This window comes from Bradyrhizobium sp. BRP56 (assembly GCF_020194035.1).
GTDB classification, from domain to species: domain Bacteria; phylum Pseudomonadota; class Alphaproteobacteria; order Rhizobiales; family Xanthobacteraceae; genus Bradyrhizobium; species Bradyrhizobium australafricanum.
Map to the genome: position 1 here is coordinate 23,257 of NZ_JADYVV010000079.1, position 20,532 is coordinate 43,788.

The following is a 20,532-nucleotide window of genomic DNA, read 5'->3' on the forward strand; positions in this document are numbered from 1 at the left end:
CCCAAACCCTCGTGCGGCGACCTTTTACGTCAGCCTTGAGACTGGCATACCATATACCAAAGCTCGCGCAACTAAAAAATCCGCCGGAATTTCATCGCCTTGCACCCGACAGGCGATTGAAACCGCCTATCGGGTCATTGCCAATCGAGATTACTTGCCGAGCAGATCGGGCGCGATCTTCTTGCAGGCGTCGACCAGGCCCTGCACCGCACCGACCGACTTGTCGAAAGCCTCGCGGTCCTTGCCCGCCAGTTCGATCTCGACGATGCGCTCGACACCCTTGGCGCCGACCACGACCGGCACGCCGACATACATGTCCTTCACGCCGTACTCGCCGTTGAGATAGGCGGCGCAGGGCAGCACACGCTTCTTGTCCTTCAGGTAGCTCTCGGCCATCGCGATCGCGGACGCCGCCGGCGCGTAGAAGGCCGAGCCGGTCTTGAGCAGGTTGACGATCTCGGCGCCGCCGTTGCGGGTGCGATCGACGATCTCGTCGATGCGCGCCTGCGAGGTCCAGCCCATCTTGACGAGGTCGGGCAGCGGAATGCCGGCGACGGTCGAGTAGCGGGTCAGCGGCACCATGGTGTCGCCATGGCCGCCGAGCACGAAGGCGGTGACGTCCTCGACCGAGACGTGGAATTCGTCGGCCAGGAAATAGCGGAAACGCGCGGAGTCGAGCACGCCGGCCATGCCGACCACCTTCTTGTGCGGCAGGCCCGAGGCCTTCTGCAGCGCCCACACCATGGCGTCGAGCGGGTTGGTGATGCAGATGACGAAGGCGTCGGGCGCGTACTTCTTGATGCCGGCGCCGACCTGCTCCATGACCTTGAGGTTGATGGAAAGGAGATCGTCGCGGCTCATGCCGGGCTTGCGCGGCACGCCGGCGGTGACGATGCAGACCTTGGCGCCGTCGAGCGCTTCATAGGAATTGGCGCCGACCAGATTGGAATCGAAACCGTCGACCGGCGACGACTGCGCGATGTCGAGCGCTTTGCCCTGCGGCACGCCCTCGGCAATATCGAACAGCACGACGTCTCCGAGTTCCTTGAGGCCGACGAGGTGCGCCAGCGTTCCGCCGATCTGTCCGGAGCCAATCAGAGCAATCTTGTCGCGTGCCATGGGAAATCAGTCCTTTGAACTGTGTACGGGAGGGAGGGAAGTCGGTTGCAAGGGTGGTTATCCCTTTCGAATGATCCATTCAAGTCGCGGCCGCCCGATTGCGGGCCCTGCCTGGAATTCGATCAGGCATGCCAACACGCCCGCCCCGGAGACACGAAAAGTTGCTCCGATCCGGACCGCGCGCAAGACGGAATTTCGAGACGGAATTTCGAGGCTGAATTTCAGGTCTCGACCAGGCCGGTCGACGCGCCGCTCGCGGAGGAGTCCTTCCGGCCGTGCGGCAGCGCCAGGTAGGATTCCGAGCTCATTTCGATCAGGCGCGAGGATGTGCGCTTGAACTCCATCGCCTCGACGCCGTCGGTCGCAAGGTACAGCGACACCGGATCGGCCTCGGCCGAGGCCATCAGCTTCACGGCATTGTCATAGAGCGTGTCGATCAGCGAGATGAAGCGCTTGGCGGCATTGCGCTCGGCGTAGTCCATCACCGGAATGTGGTCGATCAGGATCGTGTGGTAGTCGTGCGCGAGCCTGAGGTAATCGGACGCGGCCAGCGGCTTCTCGCAGATGTCCATGAAGCTGAAGCGCGCGACGCCGTGTGCCGAGCAGGGCACGTTCAGGATGCGTCCCTTGATCGGAATGAGGCGCGCCTTGCACGGCGCATTGCCGGTCATCTTGCGCCAAGCCGCGTTGAGCGCGGCATCGGCCGCGTCATCCGCGGGCACCAGCCACATCTTGACGCCGACGAGTTTCTCCAGCCGGAAGTCGGTGCGCGCATCGAGCCGCAGCACGTCCATGTGGTCGGAGATCTGCGCGATGAACGGCAGGAACAGCGCGCGATTGAGGCCGCCCTTGTAGAGATCATCAGGCGCAACGTTCGAGGTCGCGACCACCACGGTGCCGAGCTCGAACAGCTTGGCGAACAGCCGGCCGAGGATCATCGCATCGGCGATGTCGGTGACGTGAAATTCGTCGAAGCAGAGCAGCCAGGCTTCGTCGAAGATCGCCTGCGCGGTGAGCGCGATCACGTCACCGTCCGCGATCTCGCCGCGCGCGATCTGCTGACGGTAGCCGTAGATGCGCTCATGCGCCTCGGCCATGAATTCGTGGAAGTGCGCGCGGCGCCTGTGCTCGACCGGGCTCTGCTGGAAGAACAGATCCATCAGCATGGTCTTGCCGCGGCCGACCTCGCCGTGGACGTAGAGCCCGCGCGGCGGCTTGTCGTCCTTGTCGCCGCCGAACAGCCGCCCGAACAGGCCTTGCTTGCGCTGCGGCTTGTAGCTCGCGAGCCGTTCATCCAGCGCGCCGAACGCCTCGGCGGCGCGGGCCTGCGCGGGATCGGCCTCGATCGCGCCGGAGGCGACCAGGGATTTGTAGAGCTCGAGAAAGGAACTGGGCGAGGTGGACAGCATGAGCCCACCTTACGGCCCTAGTGCGCGGCAAATTGCAAGCCGTGAATTGTGCCAGTGGGGTATGCACTTTCCTCTCCCTCGCCCCGCTCTTGCGGGGAGAGGGCTGGGGTGAGGGGCTCTCACCACCCGACGCGCTCTATCGACGGACCCGTACCCCCTCACCCGGATCGCATCTTCGATGCGATCCGACCTCTCCCCGCAAGCGGGGCGAGGTGAAGAGGCTCACGCGCAGAGCGCGTAGGAATCCTCGACCACATAGGGGCCGCCGCCTGTCGACGCGCGCGACGAGAACAGCACGAAGCGGTCCGCCAGGAAGCTGCGGCTCGGGAAGTAGCCGCGCACGGACAGATAATCCGCGACGTCCTGGCTCGAAGCGTCATGCAGACGTGCGAGCGTGACATGTGGCGTGAATTTCCTGCCCTCGGGATCGAGCCCCATCCGCTGCATCATCCGCTCGAGCTCGGCCTGCAGTTCGATCAACGGCCGGCTCGGCTCGACGGCGGCAACCACCGCGCGCGGCTTGCGTCCACCGAAGCTCGACAGGCCTTGCAATTTGACCTCGAACGGCTTGCGGTTTACCCGAAACAACATCGTCGCGATCTCGTTGGCCCACATGCCATCGATATCGCCGATGAAGCGCAGAGTGACGTGATAATTTTCGGGATCGATCCAGCGTGCGCCAGGAAGGCCGCCACGCAAGCTGGAGAGGGTTTGGCCGATATCGGCCGGAATTTCCAGTCCAGTGAACAGACGCGGCATCGCAATAATCCTCGATGCTTGGCGCGGGTTTTGGGAGCCCGCACCCTGTAACGGCCCGGCGACGAATCACCGATGCCTATTTGTACCCGAGATATGTGACTCTGCGAAGCATGACCCGTTAACAGCTCGTAAACCTACGGACACGGCACGGCTCACTGCCTGCGCTTCAACTGCGTTGCCCTGATATTGCGCCGAGAAATGCCTCCACTGTGGGCAGGATATTTTTCACAACGATGTCCACACCTGCTGCCGTCGGATGCATGCCGTCGGCCTGGTTGAGCTTCGCGTCGGCGGCAACCCCATCGAGGAAGAACGGATAGAGCGGCACGCCAAGGGTCTTCGAGAGATCCGGATAGATCGCGTTGAACTTCGCTGCATACTCACTGCCATAGTTCGGTGGCGCGAGCATGCCGCACAAGAGCACGGCGATCTTGCGCGCCTGCAACTTTGTGATGATGTCGGAGAGCGCGGCACGCGTGACGGCGGGATCGATGCCGCGCAAGGCATCGTTGGCGCCGAGCTCGACAATCACGGCATCGGTTCCATCAGGCACCGACCAGTCGAGCCGCTCGCGGCCGCCCGAGGCGGTGTCGCCGGACACCCCGGCATTGCTCATCTCGACCTTTATCCCCTTGGCTTCCAACGCCTTTTGCAGCCGGATCGGGAATGCCGCCGGGCCCGGAAGGCCATACCCGGCGCTCAGGGAATCGCCCAGAACCACCATCTTGATCGGCTTCGCCGGGCCCTTCTCCAGCCTTGGCGTCTGCGCGCTGGCCGCCGTCATCAAGCCCATAAGCAACACGAGTATGTGCACGAAGATTCTCAACCGGCCCTCGACCGCAGACGCGGAAGTGCCATATGACCGAACCATGGACAGTCTCATCGAATCCTCTTCACTGACCGACGTCGAGCCGGACACCATTGCCGTCAGGAACGTCAATCTCTCGCTCGGCACCGGCGCGGCACGGGTCCATATCCTCAAAGATATCAGCCTTCGTGTGGCAGCGGGTGAGGCCATCGGCCTGATCGGCCCGTCGGGCTCGGGCAAGTCGACCTTGCTGATGGTAATGGCGGGGCTCGAACGTCCTGACAGTGGAGAAGTGGTCGTCAACGGCACCTCGTTCAATGCCCTCGACGAAGATGCGCTGGCGCGCTTCCGCGGCCGCCAGGTCGGCATCGTCTTCCAGTCATTCCATCTGATCCCGACCATGACGGCGCTGGAGAACGTGGCGGTGCCGCTCGAGCTCGCCGGCAATCCCGATGCCGCTGCGCGCGCCGCGCAGGAGCTGCAATCGGTCGGGCTCGGCGAGCGCCTGCATCATTATCCGACGCAGCTCTCCGGCGGCGAGCAGCAGCGCGTCGCGATCGCGCGCGCGCTCGCGCCCGATCCCGCGATCCTAGTGGCCGACGAGCCGACCGGGAATCTCGACGAGACGACGGGCAAGCAGATCGTCGACCTGCTGTTCACCAAGCACGCCGAGCGCGGCATGACCCTGGTGCTGGTGACGCACGATCTCGCGCTCGCGCAGCGCTGCGACCGCGTCGTGCGGCTGCGCTCCGGCCGCATCGACGGACAATCCACGACATGAGCATCGCGTCCGAAGTCGCGGTGCAGGGCCGCGCGTCGTCGCTTGCCTTCCGTTATGCGCTGCGCGAATTGCGCGGCGGCCTGCGCGGCTTCTACGTGTTCATCGCCTGCATCGCGCTCGGCGTGATGGCGATTGCCGGCGTCGGCTCGGTCGCCGCGAGCCTTGGCGACGGCCTGTCCCGCGAGGGACGCACGCTGCTCGGCGGCGACGTCGCGTTCTCGCTGATCTCGCGCGAGGCCAAGCCCAACGAGGTCGCCTATCTGCGCACGCGCGGCGAGGTTTCGATCGCGGCCACGCTGCGCGCGATGGCCCGCAGCAATGACGGCAAGCTGGCGCTGGTCGAGCTCAAGGCGGTCGACGGCAAATATCCGATGCTCGGCGAGCTGACGCTCGAGCCGAACATGCCGGTCGCCGATCTGCTGGCCGAACGCGACGGCGTCTACGGCGCGGCCGCCGATTCGACGTTGCTGGCGCGGCTCGACCTGAAGCTCGGCGACCGCGTCACCATCGGCAGTGCGACCTACCAGATCCGCAGCGTGGTGGTGGCCGAGCCCGACAAGCTCGCCGGCGGCGTCGGCCTCGGGCCGCGCTTCCTGGTCAGCGAAGCCAGCCTGCACGCCACCGACCTGCTGCAGCCGGGCAGCCTGGTGCGCTGGATCTACCGCGTGAAGCTGCCTGACGGCGCCAACGACGATCGCGCCACCACCGCGCTGATCGACGGCGCGCGGACCGCCGCGCCGGAGGCCGGCTGGGAGGTCCGCAGCCGCAGCAATGCCTCGCCGCAGCTCGAGCGCACCATCAACCGCTTCACCCAGTTCCTGACCCTGGTCGGCCTCGCGGCGCTGCTGGTCGGCGGCGTCGGCGTCGCCAACGCGGTGAAGAGCCATATCGACCGGCGCCGCGACGTCATCGCTTCATTCAAGGCGCTCGGCGCCACCGGCCGCGACGTCTTCACGATCTACTGCACGCAGGTGGTGGTGCTGGCCGGGATCGGCTCGGTGATCGGGCTCGTGCTCGGCGCGGCGCTCCCCTTCGTCATCGTCGGCCTGTTCGGCAAGCTGCTGCCGCTGCCGGTAGTGCCCGCGCTGCATCCCGACGAGCTCGCGCTGTCCTTCCTCTACGGCCAGCTCACCGCGCTGGCGTTCGGGCTGTGGCCACTCGGCCGGGTGCATGACGTGCCGGTCGCGGCGCTGTTCCGCGAGACCGTCACCAGCGAGTGGCATCGCCCGCGCTGGAGCTATCTGGCGCTGATCGCCGTGGTGATCGCGCTCCTGATCGGAGCCGCGATCGGGCTTGCCTATGACAAGCGGGTCGCCGCCGTGTTCGTCGCCTCGTCGATCGCAGTGTTCCTGCTGCTGCGCGGAATTGCCGAGCTCCTGATGGCGGTGGCCCGGCGGCTGCCGCGCAGCCGCATGACCATGCTGCGGCTGGCGATCGCCAACATCCACCGGCCGGGCGCGCTGACGCCGTCGGTGGTGCTGTCGCTGGGGCTCGGGCTGGCGGTGCTCGTCACCATCACCCAGATCGACGGCAATCTGCGCCGGCAATTCCTGGCCGCCCTGCCGGAGCGGGCGCCGTCATTCTTCTTCATCGACATCCCCTCCACCGAAGCCGACCGCTTCAATGCCTTCCTGGCCAAGGTCGCCGCCGGCTCGACCGTCGAGGACGTGCCGATGCTGCGCGGGCGCATCGTGGCCGCGCGCGGCGTCAAGGCCGACCAGCTCAAGCCGTCGGTCGATTCGGAATGGGTGCTGCAGAGCGACCGCGGCCTGACCTATACCGGAGAAATCCCCAAGGGCTCGAAGATCGTCGAGGGCGAATGGTGGGGGCCGGACTACAGCGGGCCGCCGCTGGTCTCGATGGAGAAGAAGATCGCCGACGGCCTGTCCTTGAAGATCGGCGACGAGATCGTCGTCAACGTGCTCGGACGCGACGTGCCGGCGAAGATCGCCAACCTGCGCAGCATCGACTGGCAGGGCCTCGGCATCAATTTCGTGCTGGTATTCTCGCCGAATGCCTTCAGGGGCGCGCCGCACAGCCATGTCGCGACCCTGACGGAACCACACGCCGATTCCGCCGACGACGCGCGCATCATCAAGCAGGTCGCCGACGCGTTCCCGATGGTGACCAGCGTGCGGGTCCGCGAGGCGCTGAAGACGGTCGGCAGCGTGGTCAGCAATCTGGTGCTGGCGATCCGCGGCGCCAGCGCCGTGACGCTGATCTCCGCGATCCTGGTGCTCGGCGGCGCGCTCGCCGCCGGACACCGCCACCGCGTCTATGACGCCGTGATTCTCAAGACGCTCGGCGCCACGCGGGTGCGACTGCTTGGCGCCTACGCGCTTGAGTATCTGATGATCGGTTTTGCAACCGCCGTGTTCGGGGTGATCGCCGGCTCGATCGCGGCCTGGCTGATCGTGACGCGGCTGATGACGCTGAGTTTTATCTGGCAGGCCGGCAGCGCCGCGCTGGTCGTGGTCGCCGCGCTGGTCGTCACGGTCGGGCTGGGGCTCGTCGGGACGCTGCTCGCGCTAAACCAGAAGCCAGCCTCAGTGTTGCGGAATTTGTGACAAAATGTAGCGGCGCGAGCGCCGTTTTTGCCTATGATGCTAGGGCAGAGCGACATTCGGCCGCGCGTGGAAGCTTGCGTCGGATGTGTTAATTTCCCACATACCAATCGGGTCGGATAGTCGGTTTGAATGACACGGAATTAATGTTCCGCAAACCGAGCCATCTGAGATAGATTTACGACCGGCGCCGCAAATCCCTTGCGCTCCACCGGGACCAACCACGGGAATTCGACCATGTCGGACCTAGACCGCAACTACGCTTCTCCTTTCGGCCGGGCCGCCGGGCGCATTGACGCTGCGGCCGTCGACGCCGGTCTGCGCGCCTACATGCTGCGCATCTACAACTACATGAGCATCGGCCTGGCCATCACCGGCCTCGCCGCGCTCGGCGTCTACATGGGTGCGGTGACGACCGACCAGTCGGCCGCCGTCGCCAAGTTCGGCAACGCCTATCTGACGCAGTTCGGCTACGCGATGTTCGTGAGTCCGCTGAAGTGGCTGTTCATCCTCGCCCCCCTGGCGATGGTGTTCGTCATCTCGGCCGGCATCAACCGCCTGCAGCCCGCGACCGCCCAACTCCTGTTCTGGGTGTTCTCGGCGCTGATGGGTCTGTCGCTGTCGTCGATCTTCCTGGTGTACACGCACACCTCGATCGTGCGCGTGTTCTTCATCACCGCGGCGACGTTCGGTGCGCTGAGCCTCTACGGCTACACCACCAAGCGTGACATGAGCGGCATGGGCTCGTTCCTGTTCATGGGTCTGATCGGCATCATCATCGCGAGCCTGGTCAACCTGTTCCTGGCGAGCTCGGCGCTGCAGTTCATCGTGTCGGTGGTCGGCGTGCTGGTGTTCGCGGGCCTCACCGCCTGGGACACCCAGCGGCTGAAGAACGACTACATCTACGGCTACGCCTCGCAGGGTGGCGTGATGGCAGAGCGTGCGGCAATCACTGGTGCGCTGTCGCTCTACCTGAACTTCATCAACCTGTTCACGCTGCTCCTGCAGCTGCTCGGCCAACGCGACTAAGCGCCTCGAGCGAGCCGATCAAATCCAAGCCCCGGCCATCCCGCCGGGGCTTTTCTTTTGGGCGAGGCGAGATGTGGCGTAGCCCGGATGAAGCGCAAGCGAAATCCGGGGCAAGTTCATCCATGGCTTCGGCAGTCCCGGATCGCGCGGAGCCTTTCATCGGGCGCGCGTTCGCGCGACCCGTTGGCTCCATCCGGGCTACAAGCAGACTGACCTGACGCGCTTAGACCAGCGACAGCTTGCGATCGATCACGAACAGCACGCGTTCGAGTTCATGGCCACGACGGAGGATCAGGCCGGTCGCGGAAATCACGCTGTACATGCCCTGTTTGCGCGCAAGCCGGGGATCCTTCTCGATCCGGTAGATCGGCACTTCCGACGCGCGCCGGAACACCGAGAACACGGCACGGTCCTTCAGGAAGTCGATCGCATAATCGCGCCACTCGCCGTCGGCGACCATGCGGCTGTAGAGATTGAGAATGCGGTTGAGTTCAAGTCGATTGAAAGTCACGCGATTGGGCTGAGGGGTCGCGGCGGCGGTGCGCGCCGCGGCACGACTCCCGCTCGGATCAGTGTCCTCCGAGATCAAACTCATCGAGCGCCTCCTGTCACCTCGGTGACGGTCGGGTTCCGAAGGCCCCTCTCCGGGATCGTCACGAGAGTGACATGATCGCGCTAAGCGAGGGGGCCCGCAAGGGGCCAATCGCAATGCAACCGGGCCTTAACCACCGCCGCACGCGGCGGATTGTCCGGAAAACCGCAGAGTCACGGGAACGTTAGCGGAATCATATTGCTGCCCCACTTCCGCCCATCGCCCGCCCCGCTGCCCTGCGAAAAGGAAATCCTGCGTTGGCCCGGTCCTTTCGGTTCCGGATTCCTCAGCCCCCAGCCCCCCGGGGCCGTCGGGATCGGGCCTGTTCGCAGGGGAGTCAAATCCCAACACTGGGCCAACGAAAGTTGGTCCTTTTTGTTTTGGGACCTGCGCAAGCAAGACGCGCGCCAAGCACCGGCGCCTTCCTTTCGGCAGATCACTGAATGCAGGTTTGTCGCCATGCGGCTGCACGAAAACATGCGTGCGACCGGCGGAAGCCAGCGCATCGCGCCTTACCGCAGCGAGGCGCTAGTGAAGTGAGGTGAAGGCAGCGCCGAGCATCGGGCCCGGCTTGTCGCGGTTGCCGTCCTGGACGTACACCGCCGCAGCATCGACACCGTCACGCGTGATGTTCTCCAGCGGCACGGTCCAGCTCCCGGACGAACCGTTCCAGTCACCGACCTTGAGGAGATTGCGCACGACGTTGTGGTAGGTGATCTCGCGGCCGCGGTTCTCGCCGCGCGCGATCGAGATCGGCACCGACTTCGAGATCGAGCAGATCCAGACCTCGCCGCGCGACACGGCCGGCGACTTCGATGCGGCGACCGACACGTTGATCTGCTTGCCGCTCAGCGTCATCGTCACCGGCACCGACATCACGCTGCCGCCCTTCTCGGTGTCCTTGATCGCGCTCTCGATGCTGGCGCGGTCGCTGCCGATCACATGCGCGGAGCCGTTGATCACGGCCTGCGGCGTGTAGACGTCGCGGTCGCCGCGCACATGCGAATAGGCCTTCTGGCGCGCGCTGAAACGGGAATCGGCCAGCGTATCCTTCCAGCCGAGATAGTCCCAATAGTCGATCGGCATGCTCAGCGCGATGACGTTGGGGTCCTTCGCGAGGTCACCGATGATCTTGTCCGCGGGCGGACAGGACGAGCATCCCTGCGAGGTGAAGAGTTCGACGACAGCACGCGGATCGGCGTGGGCGGGGCGGATGATCGCGACGATTGCGCAGATACCAAGGGCGCTCGACCATCGCGAGATACAGTTATAGGCCATCATCGCTGTCATACTGCGAACCAGTCGTGATGATTTCCATCCGTAATTGTACGGAGCATGAAGTCTGTCCCTGAACTTGCGTGCCCCAAAACGCGAGAAAGCGGCCTTTTCATAGGCCGCCTTCTTTTTAGTCGCTACTCACTAAGCAGTGAGGCACCGATCACAAATCCGCGTTGGAGCATGGCCCGGAAAAGTGTGAAGCGGTTTTCCCCGCGACAAACGCGGGGCGTTTGCGCGGAGATCATGCTCAAACAAAGGGCCTACGCCGCGAGTTTGCGCAGCACATAATGCAGGATGCCGCCGTTGCGATAGTAGTCGAGCTCGTCCAGCGTATCGATGCGGCAGAGCAGCGGGACATCCTTTTTGCCGCCGTCAGCGGAGACGATCTCGGCCGTCAGCGTCTGGCGCGGCTTCAGATCGCCCTGCAGCCCGCGGATCGTGACCTTCTCGTCGCCCTTGAGGCCGAGCGAGGACCACGAGGTGCCGTCCTGGAAGGTGAGCGGAAGGACGCCCATGCCGACCAGGTTGGAGCGATGGATGCGCTCGAAGCTCTGGCAGATCACCGCGCGCACGCCGAGCAGGCGCGTGCCCTTCGCGGCCCAGTCGCGCGACGAGCCGTTGCCGTATTCGGCGCCGGCGAACACCACCAGCGGCACGCTCTCCTGCTGGTACTTCATCGCGGCGTCGTAGATCGACATCTGCTCGCCGTCGGGCCAGTGCCTGGTCAAACCGCCTTCCGGAATATTGCCGTCCGCGCCCTTCAGCATGAAGTTCTTGATGCGGATGTTGGCGAAGGTGCCGCGCATCATCACTTCATGGTTGCCGCGCCGCGTGCCGTACTGGTTGAAGTCGGCGGGGCGCACCTGGTGCTCGCTGAGGAACTTGCCGGCGGGCGAGGTCAGCTTGATCGAACCGGCCGGCGAGATGTGGTCGGTGGTGATCTTGTCGCCGAACATCGCGAGGATCCGCGCGTCGACCACGTCCGTGACCGGATCGGGCTGCTTCTTCATGCCTTCGAAATAGGGCGGGTTCTGCACATAGGTCGAGCTCATGTTCCAGCGATAGGTCTCGCTTTCCGTGGTCTTGATCTTGCGCCAATTGGTATCGCCCTTGAACACGTCGGCGTACTTCTTCTTGAAGATCGTCGCGGTGACGTACTTCTTCATGAAGGCGTTAATCTCCTTGGCGGTCGGCCAGATGTCCTTGAGGAACACCGGCTTGCCGTCCTTGCCGATGCCGAGCGGCTCGACCGCGAGATCCTTGGTCACGGTGCCGGCGATCGCATGCGCGACGACGAGCGGCGGTGAGGCGAGGTAGTTCGCCTGCACGTCGGGCGAGACGCGGCCTTCGAAGTTGCGGTTGCCCGACAGCACGGCGGCGGCGACGATGCCGTTTTCGTTGATCGACTTCGAGATGTCCTCCGGCAGCGGGCCGGAATTGCCGATGCAGGTCGTGCAGCCGAAGCCGACCAGGTTGAAGCCGACCTTGTCGAGATCGGCCTGCAGGCCGGAATTGGCGAGATACTCCGCCACCACCTGGCTGCCCGGCGCGAGCGAGGTCTTCACCCACGGCTTGGCCTTGAGGCCCTTGGCGGCCGCCTTGCGCGCCAGCAGGCCGGCGCCGATCAGCACGCTCGGATTCGAGGTGTTGGTGCAGGAGGTGATCGCCGCGATCACGACGTCGCCATGGCCGAGATCGAAGTCACGGCCCTCGACCGCATAACGCTTCTGCTCGCCCTCGGGCTTCTTGTATTCGCCGACCAGCGCGGTCGCGAAACCGGTCGACACCGCCGGCAGCGCGATGCGGCCTTCGGGGCGCTTCGGTCCGGCCATCGACGGCACGACGTCGCCGAGGTCGAGCGTCAGCGTGGTGGTGAACACCGGGTCAGTCGACTTGGCGGTACGGAACAGGCCCTGCGCCTTGGCGTAGGACTGCACCAGCTTGACGCGATCGGCCTTGCGGCCCGAGGTCTTCAGATAATCGATGGTCGCGGCATCGACCGGGAAGAAGCCGCAGGTCGCGCCGTATTCGGGCGCCATGTTGCCGATAGTCGCCTTGTCCGCGACCGAGAGATAGTCGAGGCCCGGGCCGAAGAACTCGACGAATTTGCCGACCACGCCGAGCTTGCGCAGCATCTGGGTGACGGTCAGCACGAGGTCGGTCGCGGTGACGCCTTCCTTGAGCTGGCCCTTGAGCTTGAAGCCGACCACTTCGGGCAACAGCATCGACAGCGGCTGGCCGAGCATGCACGCCTCCGCCTCGATGCCGCCGACGCCCCAGCCGAGCACGGCGAGGCCGTTGACCATCGTGGTGTGCGAGTCGGTGCCGACCAGCGAGTCGGGATAGGCGACCTCGAAGGTGCCGGTCTTCCGGCCGACCGTCATCTTCTCCTTCTTGGTCCACACTGTCTGCGCGAGATATTCGAGATTGACCTGGTGGCAGATGCCGGTGCCGGGCGGCACCACCGAGAAGTTCGAGAACGCCTTCTGGCCCCACTTCAGGAACTCGTAGCGCTCCTGGTTCTGCTTGTATTCCTCGGTGACGTTCTTCGCGAACGCCTTGTTGTCACCGAAGAAGTTGACGATCACCGAGTGGTCGATGACGAGATCGACCGGCACCAGCGGGTTGATCTTCTCGGCATCGCCGCCGAGGTTCTGCATCGCGTTGCGCATCGCCGCGAGGTCGACCACGGCCGGGACGCCGGTGAAATCCTGCATCAGGACGCGCGCCGGGCGGAACGCGATTTCGTGCTCGAGCTGGCGCTTCTTCAGCCACTTCGACACCGCAACGATGTCTTCCTTCTTGACGGTGCGGCCGTCCTCGTTGCGCAGCAGGTTCTCCAGCAGAACCTTCATCGAATACGGCAGCTTCGAAATCCCCTTCAGTCCGTTCTTCTCTGCCTGGGGCAGGCTGTAATAGACGTAGGACTTGCCGCCGACCTTCAGGGTCTTGCGGCATTTGAAGCTGTCGAGCGAGGTCATGCGAGGAATCCCAATTCTCAGTTATACCCGGCAAGGGTAACTAAACACCGGCGATCGACACTGGCCAAGGGATGGCCTGGGGTGGGTTGCGGCCGCCGATTGTGTGTGCTGCATCAAGTTCCGGGCTTATAGAACCTTTCTAGAAGCGCCGCCACACCGACAAGCGTGCGACAGCGTTGCGCGACCCAAAAATTCTCACGCGGTAGCGAAAGATTTCAGAGGGCTGTGACAAGACGAACCATGCGGCTCTCGGGACGAAATCTGAAATGTGTGCGCGGCGGGCGCGAGGTGTTTTCCGGCCTCGATCTGTCGGCCACGTCAGGCGAGGCACTCGCCATCACCGGCCCCAATGGCGCCGGCAAGACCTCGCTGCTGCGCGTCCTCGCCGGGCTATTGGTTCCCGCCGAGGGTGTGGTCGCGCTCGAAGGCGGCGACGCCGAGCTCAGCCTGCCGGAGCAGGCCCACTATCTCGGCCACCGCGACGCCCTGAAGCCGGCGCTGAGCGTTGCGGAAAATCTGTCCTTCTGGCGGGAATTTCTCGGCGGCGAGACCAAGGATGCCGGGCAGTGCCTTGCCGCCGTGGCGCTCGACCACGCCGCGCACCTGCCGGCGGCCTATCTTTCCGCCGGCCAGCGCCGCCGCCTGTCGATCGCGCGCCTGCTCTCGGTGCGGCGGCCGGTGTGGCTGCTGGACGAGCCGACATCGGCGCTCGACGCGGCCGGACAGGCGCTGTTCGTCGAACTGATGCGCGATCATCTCGCCGGCGGCGGCCTGATCGTCGCGGCGACGCACCTTCCGCTCGGCATCGATGCGCGTGATCTGCGGATGGGAGGCGCGGCATGAGCGCGCTTGGCGCCTTGATCCGGCGCGACATCCGCATCGCGCTGCGCGTCGGCGGCGGTGCGCTGATCGGCGTGCTGTTCTTCCTCACCGTCACGGTGCTGATGCCGTTCGCGGTAGGCCCGGATCTCGCGCTGCTGTCGCGGCTCGGTCCCGCCATCCTCTGGCTCGGCGCGTTGCTGGCGAGCCTGCTCACGCTCGACCGCCTGTTCACGGCCGACCACGAGGACGGCTCGCTCGACCTCATCGTGATGAGCCGGACGCCGCTGGAACTCGCCTGCGCCGCCAAGGCGCTGGCGCACTGGATCGCCGCCGGCCTGCCGCTGATCGTCGCAACCCCGGTGCTCGGCCTGCTGCTCAATCTCGACGGCACCGCGACGGTTGCGGTCGCCGCGACGCTGCTGGCGGGAACACCGGCGCTGACCTTCACCGGCATGATCGGCGCGGCATTGGCCGTGACGCTGCATCGCGGCGGGCTATTGCTGGCGGTGCTGGTGCTGCCGCTGTCGATCCCGGTGCTGATCTTCGGTGTTGCGGCCTCGCAGGCGGCGATTTCGGGCCCCCTGCCCTTTGGAACACCGTTCTCGATCCTCTGCGCGCTGTCGCTTGCCAGCCTCGTGATCGGCCCCTTTGCCGCCGCCGCGAGCCTGCGGCACGGGCTGGACTGAAATGAGCCCGATCAAATCTCGCCGGGAGGAAATCGGCCGATTGCCTGCGACACATCGGACGATTATCAGGGTGCCATGACGCTGACCGACCTCGCCAACCCGACCAAGTTTCTGGCGCTGACCGCGCGCATTCTGCCGTGGCTCGCGGGCGTGACCGCGATCCTGCTCGCGATCGGGCTCTACCAGTCGGCGATGGCGCCCGACGACTACCAGCAGGGCGCCACGGTGAAGATCATGTTCATCCACGTGCCGAATGCGTGGCTGTCGATGTTCGTCTGGGGCGTCATGAGCGTAGCCGCGCTCGGCACCTTGGTGTGGCGGCATCCGCTCGCTGACGTCGCCGCAAAGGCCGCCGCTCCGATCGGCGCCGCCTTCACCTTCCTTGCGCTCGTCACCGGCTCGCTGTGGGGCCGGCCGATGTGGGGCACCTATTGGGAATGGGATGCGCGCCTGACCTCGGTCTTGATCCTGTTCCTGATGTATCTCGGGCTGATGGCGCTGTGGCGCGCGGTGGAGGACCCGTCGCGTGCGGCGCGGGCGGCGGCGGTGCTCACGCTGGTAGGCGCGATCAACATCCCGATCATCAAGTTCTCGGTCGACTGGTGGAACACGCTGCATCAGCCGGCCTCGGTGTTTCGCGCGGGCGGGCCGACGCTCGACAAGGCGTTCCTGTGGCCGCTGCTGGTGATGGCGATCGCGTTCTCGCTGCTGTTCATCACCTTGCACCTGGCGGCGATGCGCAACGAGATCCTGCGCCGGCGCGTGCGCAGCCTGCAGATGATGCAGGCGAGCCGCGTCTCGTTCACGAGCGAGGTGGGCGGCGGTTCGCAAGCAACCGCGTCAAACGAAATTGGAGCGGCGTGATACGATGGCGCTTGGTCCCTACGCCTCCTTTATCGTGACCTCCTATGCGCTGGTCGCGGCGGTCGTGCTGCTGCTGATCGTCTGGATCATCGCCGACTATCGCCGGCAACAGGCGCGCCTCAGGGAGATCGAGGCCAGCGGCGTGACGCGCCGCTCCGGCCGCAGCGCGGCAGATATAAGATGAGCGATCAGGCAACCAACAGCCCGCCGCAAGCGCGCCGCCTGCTGGTGGTGCTGCCGCTGCTGATCTTCCTCGGCCTCGCCGGGCTGTTCCTGCTGCGGCTCTATGGCGGCGATCCCTCGAAAATCCCGTCGGCGCTGATCGGCCGGCCGGCGCCGCAGACCGCCCTGCCCGCGCTCGACGGCCTGGTGCGGGACGGCGCGCCGGTCCCCGGTCTCGATCCCGCCGCCTTCAAGGGCAAGGTCTCGGTCGTCAATGTCTGGGCGTCGTGGTGCGTGCCTTGTCACGACGAGGCGCCGCTGCTGACCGAGCTCGGCAAGGACAAGCGCTTCCAGATCATCGGCATCAACTACAAGGACTCCCCCGAGAATGCCCGGCGCTTCCTCGGCCGCTACGGCAATCCGTTCGGCATCGTCGGCGTCGACGGCAACGGCCGCGCCTCGATCGAATGGGGCGTCTATGGAGTGCCCGAGACCTTCCTGGTCGGGCGCGAGGGCACCATCGTCTACAAGCTGGTCGGCCCGGTGACGCCGGACAACGTCAACCGCGTGCTCAAGGCCGAGATCGAGAAGGCGCTCGCGGCGGGCAGTTGATAGCCGTTACTTGCGCTCACCTCTCCCCGCCCTTTACGGCGAGAGGTCGAAATTCGCGCGAAGCGGGAATTTCGGGTGAGGGGCTTTGGACGGTGTTTGTCACAAACTCCGAGCCTATCCGTGGAGAGACCCCTCACCCCAACCCTCTCCCCGCATCCGCCTTCGCCCGAAGGCGGGCTTCGGCGGACAAGAGAGCGGGGCGAGGGAGCAGAGCGCTGATCACCCCTTCCGCACGTCGCCCGCGTCGGCCTCGCTCGTCTCCAGCGAGACCGGCTCGAGGTGATAGCGCTTGGTCAGCGGCATCTGGGCGATGGCGAAGATCATGGTCAGCGGCGTCACGCCGAACACCTTGAAGTTCACCCAGAAATCGGTGGTCTGCGTGCGCCAGACAAGCTCGTTGAGCACCGCCATGCCGGCGAAGAACAGCGCCCAGCGCATGGTGAGGATGCGCCAGCCCTGCGGCGTCAGGTTGAACACCTGGTCGAACATGATGGCGATGAAGGACCGGCCGAACAGGAGCCCGCCGCCGAGCACGGCCGCGAACAGCCCGTAGATGATGGTCGGCTTGACCTTGATGAAGGTCTCGTCGTGCAGCACCAGCGTCAGCGTGCCGAACACCAAGACGATCGCGCCGGTCACCAGCGCCATGATCGGCACGTGCCTGGTCACCACATAGGATGCGATCATTGCGGCCACGATCGCCACCATGAACGCGCCGGTCGCGACGAACAGATGGTACTTGGCGTTGGCGATAAAGAACACGAGCAACGGCCCGAGTTCGGTCGCCAGCTTGAACAGCGGATGCGGCTGGGTCTTGTCCATCAATCGATTCCGGCAATTGCCTTGGCAAAATCCTTCGCCGCGAAGGGCGCGAGGTCCTCGACGCCTTCGCCGACGCCGATGAAATGCACCGGCAGCTTGTGCTTCTCCGACAACGCGACAAGGATGCCGCCGCGCGCCGTGCCGTCAAGCTTGGTCATCACGAGCCCCGTGACGCCTGCCGTACGATGAAACGCCTCGACTTGCGACAACGCATTTTGTCCCACCGTGGCGTCGAGCACGAGCAGCACCGCGTGCGGCGCCGACGCATCGACCTTCCTGATGACGCGCACGACCTTTTCCAGCTCGTTCATCAGCTCGGACTTGTTCTGCAGGCGGCCGGCGGTGTCGATCAGCAGCACGTCGCGCTGTTGCTCCTTGGCCGCGGTCAGCGCGCTGAAGGCAAGGCTCGCCGAATCCGAGCCCTGGGCGCCTGATATGACCGGCGACTTGGTGCGCTCGCCCCAGACCTTGAGCTGCTCGATCGCCGCGGCGCGGAAGGTATCGCCGGCGGCCAGCATGACCTTGCGGCCCTCGGCGGAGAATTTCGCGGCCAGCTTGCCGATCGTCGTGGTCTTGCCGGAGCCGTTGACGCCGACCACCAGGATGACGAACGGCTGCTTCGCGGCATCGATCTCGAGCGGCTTCGCCACCGGCGCCAGCACCTTCTCGACCTCGGTCGCGACGACCTCCTTGACCTCGTCGGCCGAGATCGCCTTGTCGTAGCGCCCCTTGCCGACAGCCTCCGCAATGCGGACCGCGACATCGGTACCGAGATCGGCGCGCAGCAGCACATCCTCGATGTCATCGAGCATGGCCGCATCGAGCTTGCGCTTGGTGACGAGGTCGGCGACCGCGGTCCCGATCGAACTCGAGGTCCGCTTCAGGCCGCCCTTCAGCCGCTGCCACCAGCTCTGTTTTGGAGTTCCCGCAGTGGTATCGTTCATGGCGCGGACGTGTTAGCCGTTTCGGCCCATAAACGAAAGTCTCGACGAATTGATCGATGTTCCCCAATTAACCGCGGAAGAAATCCTGGGCCGGGTGCTCCACCGCGACGGGCTGATGCTGGTGATCGACAAGCCGGCGGGCCTGCCGGTGCATCGTGGTCCCAAGGGCGGCCCCAATCTGGAGGCCTCGTTCGACGCGCTGCGGTTCGGCCTGCCGCGGCCGCCGGTGCTGGCGCATCGGCTGGACAAGGACACCTCGGGCTGCCTCGTCCTGGGACGTCACCGCAAGGCAACCGCCTCGCTCGGGCTGTTGTTCAAGCACAGCAAGATCTCGAAGACCTATTGGACCGTGGTCGAGGGCGGCCCTGCCGAGGATGAAGGCACCATCGACATGCCGCTCGGCCGACTCAACGCCGAGCGCGGCTGGTGGCAGAAGCCGGACCCGAATGGCCAGAAGGCGATCACCAACTGGAAGGTGCTGGGGCGTGGCGACGGCCTCACCTGGCTCGCGATGGAGCCGGTCACCGGCCGCACCCATCAGCTGCGGGTGCACTCGGCGGCGATGGGCTGGCCGATCGTCGGCGACAATATCTATGGCAACGGTCCGCGCTTCGGTGAGCCGACCCTGCATCTGCATTCCCGCGAGATCGGCATCCCGATCTCCAGGAACAAGGACCCGGTGCATGTGGTCGCGCCGGCACCCGAACACATGCGGGAGCGGCTCAAGGCCTGCGGCTGGAACGGGCAGTAGCCTCCGTGATTTTACGGAGAATTATCCTTTACGGAACATTCAGGCCCATCCGCTAGTCCTGAAGGCGGCTTAGAAAAGCGCGCCGCGACGGCTCAGGACGAGCAATGCTGAATGATGGACAAGCAATTGTCGACGAGGTCGAGGCTGCGATACGCGCCGGCTCCGCCGATAAATGCCTGGCCACGGCAAGGCGCGTCACCAGCCTCTTCCTCGCATCCGCCGGCAAGTTCAACAGCGAACAGATCGAGCTGTTCGACAACGTGCTCGAGCGTCTGGTGAAGACCATCGAGTTGCGCGCGCTCGCCGACATCAGCGCCCGGATGGCGCTCACCGACATCAGCGAGCAGCTCGCACCGGTCGCCCAGGCACCGCCCGCGATCATTCGCCGTCTCGCCAGCAATGACGAGATCAGGATCGCGCGGCCGATCCTGCAGGAATCGTCGCGGCTAAGCGCGGACGATTTGGTCGAGATCGCACGGACCAAGAGCGAGCAGCATCTGCTCGCCGTCTCCGGCCGCTGGTGGCTGAAGGAGGTCGTCACTGACGCGCTTCTGGCGCGTCGCTTTGCGAGCGTGAGCCACCGCCTGGTCACCAATCCCGGCGCCAAAGTATCGCCGGGCGGATTTGCCGTCATCCTCGCGCAGGCCGAGCACGATCCGGTCCTTGCGGTCGAGACCGGCATTCGCGCGGACCTGCCGTCGGAGCTCCGCCTTCAACTCCTGCGCCGCGCGACGGAAGAGGTTCGCGGCCGTCTGCTGGAGCGCGCCCCGCCCTATCTGTTCGAAGAGATCCGGCACGCGATCGCCGCGGTCGCCGCCGGCGTCGAGCGCGACATGTCGCAAGTCCGCGACTTCACCGCGGCCAAGCACCACGTCGCGAAGCTGAAGGACGATGGCGAGCTCAACGAAGCCTCACTGCTCGGTTTCGCCAGGCAGCGAAAATATGAAGAGACCATCGTTGCGCTGGCGTATCTTGCGCAGTCGAACATCGAGGTGATCCGCTCCCTGATGCAAAGCCTGCGCAGTGAAGGCCTGCTGGTGCCGTGCCGGGCGGCAGGCCTGAGTTGGGAGACCACCGCCGCCGTGATGGAATGTCGCTATACCACCGGCTCCATGGGACCGGTCGAGCTCGCCCATGCGAAGAGCCAGTTCACGAAATTGACCCGCGAAAACGCCGATCGCCTGCTGCGGTTCTGGCAGGTTCGCGCATCGCAGCCGGCAAGGCTGGGCGGGCGCACGCACTGAGTGCGTCATGCACGATGCGCATGCAGAGATTCAACCTGTCAAATAGCTCGTCCAGTATCATCACCTGCGAAATGCAGGTGATCCGCTGGTCCGGAGGCGCCATGCGCGGCTCCCCACTTTCGTCGTCCTGGCGAAGGCCAGGACCCATATGTGGACGGCCCCCGTGGCACAAGAGCTGTTGGTGAGATCGGATCGCTTGCATCCATATGTCCGGCCTGTTGGGTGCGATCGAATGGATCGCTGGCCAAGATGGTTTGCGCGATGCGAGTTCCAAACAACCACGCGGCCTGTTGGCGGCCGATGGG

At 65.2% G+C, this 20,532-nt stretch carries 19 protein-coding genes; 10 read left to right on the forward strand and 9 right to left on the reverse strand.

What is annotated here, in order from left to right; all coding sequences use genetic code 11:
* Positions 1 to 150 precede the first annotated feature (150 nt).
* From mdh to I6F38_RS37000, 4 genes are all read right to left on the reverse strand, one after another.
* Positions 151 to 1,119, reverse strand: a complete 969-nt coding sequence (mdh, locus tag I6F38_RS36985) for a malate dehydrogenase (protein WP_028336306.1) — start codon at positions 1,117 to 1,119, stop codon at positions 151 to 153.
* Between the two features lie 221 nt (positions 1,120 to 1,340).
* Positions 1,341 to 2,528, reverse strand: coding sequence for a cell division protein ZapE (gene zapE, locus I6F38_RS36990; RefSeq protein ID WP_225163863.1), 1,188 nt, complete (start codon positions 2,526 to 2,528; stop codon positions 1,341 to 1,343).
* Between the two features lie 222 nt (positions 2,529 to 2,750).
* The gene (thpR, locus tag I6F38_RS36995) at positions 2,751 to 3,287 is read right to left on the reverse strand and encodes an RNA 2',3'-cyclic phosphodiesterase (RefSeq protein ID WP_057020928.1); all 537 of its coding nucleotides are present in this window, start codon (positions 3,285 to 3,287) and stop codon (positions 2,751 to 2,753) included.
* 166 nt (positions 3,288 to 3,453) lie between these two features.
* Entirely contained in the window at positions 3,454 to 4,101 is a 648-nt protein-coding gene (locus I6F38_RS37000; protein WP_028336303.1) for an arylesterase, read from the reverse strand.
* Positions 4,102 to 4,156: 55 nt separating this feature from the next.
* Here I6F38_RS37000 and I6F38_RS37005 point away from each other — a divergent pair, with 55 nt between their 5' ends.
* The 3 genes from I6F38_RS37005 to I6F38_RS37015 all read left to right on the forward strand — a co-directional run bounded on the left by I6F38_RS37005 (position 4,157) and on the right by I6F38_RS37015 (position 8,469).
* The gene (locus tag I6F38_RS37005) at positions 4,157 to 4,876 is read left to right on the forward strand and encodes an ABC transporter ATP-binding protein (RefSeq protein WP_028336302.1); all 720 of its coding nucleotides are present in this window, start codon (positions 4,157 to 4,159) and stop codon (positions 4,874 to 4,876) included.
* Entirely contained in the window at positions 4,873 to 7,443 is a 2,571-nt protein-coding gene (locus I6F38_RS37010) for an ABC transporter permease (RefSeq protein ID WP_225163864.1), read from the forward strand. The genes I6F38_RS37005 and I6F38_RS37010 overlap by 4 nt, the downstream gene beginning before the upstream one ends.
* Positions 7,444 to 7,677: 234 nt before the next feature.
* Positions 7,678 to 8,469 (forward strand): Bax inhibitor-1/YccA family protein, encoded by a 792-nt coding sequence (locus I6F38_RS37015; protein ID WP_021078796.1) that lies wholly within the window; start codon positions 7,678 to 7,680, stop codon positions 8,467 to 8,469.
* A 223-nt stretch (positions 8,470 to 8,692) separates the two neighbouring features.
* Here I6F38_RS37015 and I6F38_RS37020 read toward each other — a convergent pair whose 3' ends face one another.
* From I6F38_RS37020 to acnA, 3 genes are all read right to left on the reverse strand, one after another.
* Complete coding sequence (locus I6F38_RS37020; RefSeq protein ID WP_225163865.1) at positions 8,693 to 9,064, reverse strand: DUF2794 domain-containing protein; 372 nt, start codon at positions 9,062 to 9,064, stop codon at positions 8,693 to 8,695.
* Between the two features lie 525 nt (positions 9,065 to 9,589).
* Positions 9,590 to 10,351, reverse strand: a complete 762-nt coding sequence (locus I6F38_RS37025) for a DUF1223 domain-containing protein (RefSeq protein WP_225163866.1) — start codon at positions 10,349 to 10,351, stop codon at positions 9,590 to 9,592.
* Between the two features lie 248 nt (positions 10,352 to 10,599).
* On the reverse strand, positions 10,600 to 13,320 hold the full coding sequence (acnA, locus tag I6F38_RS37030; protein WP_225163867.1) for an aconitate hydratase AcnA: 2,721 nt from the start codon (positions 13,318 to 13,320) through the stop codon (positions 10,600 to 10,602).
* A 240-nt stretch (positions 13,321 to 13,560) separates the two neighbouring features.
* Here acnA and ccmA point away from each other — a divergent pair, with 240 nt between their 5' ends.
* From ccmA to I6F38_RS37055, 5 genes are all read left to right on the forward strand, one after another.
* Positions 13,561 to 14,163 (forward strand): heme ABC exporter ATP-binding protein CcmA, encoded by a 603-nt coding sequence (gene ccmA, locus I6F38_RS37035; RefSeq protein ID WP_225163868.1) that lies wholly within the window; start codon positions 13,561 to 13,563, stop codon positions 14,161 to 14,163.
* Entirely contained in the window at positions 14,160 to 14,828 is a 669-nt protein-coding gene (gene ccmB, locus I6F38_RS37040) for a heme exporter protein CcmB (RefSeq protein WP_225163869.1), read from the forward strand. The genes ccmA and ccmB overlap by 4 nt, the downstream gene beginning before the upstream one ends.
* 75 nt (positions 14,829 to 14,903) lie before the next feature.
* Positions 14,904 to 15,692, forward strand: coding sequence for a heme ABC transporter permease (locus I6F38_RS37045; RefSeq protein ID WP_225163870.1), 789 nt, complete (start codon positions 14,904 to 14,906; stop codon positions 15,690 to 15,692).
* 4 nt (positions 15,693 to 15,696) lie between these two features.
* On the forward strand, positions 15,697 to 15,876 hold the full coding sequence (gene ccmD / locus I6F38_RS37050; RefSeq protein ID WP_057020935.1) for a heme exporter protein CcmD: 180 nt from the start codon (positions 15,697 to 15,699) through the stop codon (positions 15,874 to 15,876).
* Positions 15,873 to 16,466 carry a DsbE family thiol:disulfide interchange protein gene (locus I6F38_RS37055; protein WP_057020936.1) on the forward strand — a complete coding sequence of 198 codons (594 nt, stop codon included), beginning with the start codon at positions 15,873 to 15,875 and terminating at the stop codon, positions 16,464 to 16,466. The genes ccmD and I6F38_RS37055 overlap by 4 nt, the downstream gene beginning before the upstream one ends.
* Before the next feature lie 219 nt (positions 16,467 to 16,685).
* Here I6F38_RS37055 and I6F38_RS37060 read toward each other — a convergent pair whose 3' ends face one another.
* Positions 16,686 to 17,288 (reverse strand): septation protein A, encoded by a 603-nt coding sequence (locus tag I6F38_RS37060; protein ID WP_225163871.1) that lies wholly within the window; start codon positions 17,286 to 17,288, stop codon positions 16,686 to 16,688.
* Positions 17,288 to 18,232 (reverse strand): signal recognition particle-docking protein FtsY, encoded by a 945-nt coding sequence (gene ftsY / locus I6F38_RS37065; RefSeq protein ID WP_225163872.1) that lies wholly within the window; start codon positions 18,230 to 18,232, stop codon positions 17,288 to 17,290. Before ftsY ends, I6F38_RS37060 begins: the two co-directional genes overlap by 1 nt.
* A 49-nt stretch (positions 18,233 to 18,281) precedes the next feature.
* Between ftsY and I6F38_RS37070 the strand changes: the two genes are divergently transcribed.
* On the forward strand, positions 18,282 to 18,983 hold the full coding sequence (locus tag I6F38_RS37070) for an RNA pseudouridine synthase (RefSeq protein ID WP_225163873.1): 702 nt from the start codon (positions 18,282 to 18,284) through the stop codon (positions 18,981 to 18,983).
* A gap of 104 nt (positions 18,984 to 19,087) precedes the next feature.
* Complete coding sequence (locus I6F38_RS37075) at positions 19,088 to 20,227, forward strand: DUF2336 domain-containing protein (protein WP_225163874.1); 1,140 nt, start codon at positions 19,088 to 19,090, stop codon at positions 20,225 to 20,227.
* Positions 20,228 to 20,532: the final 305 nt, after the last annotated feature.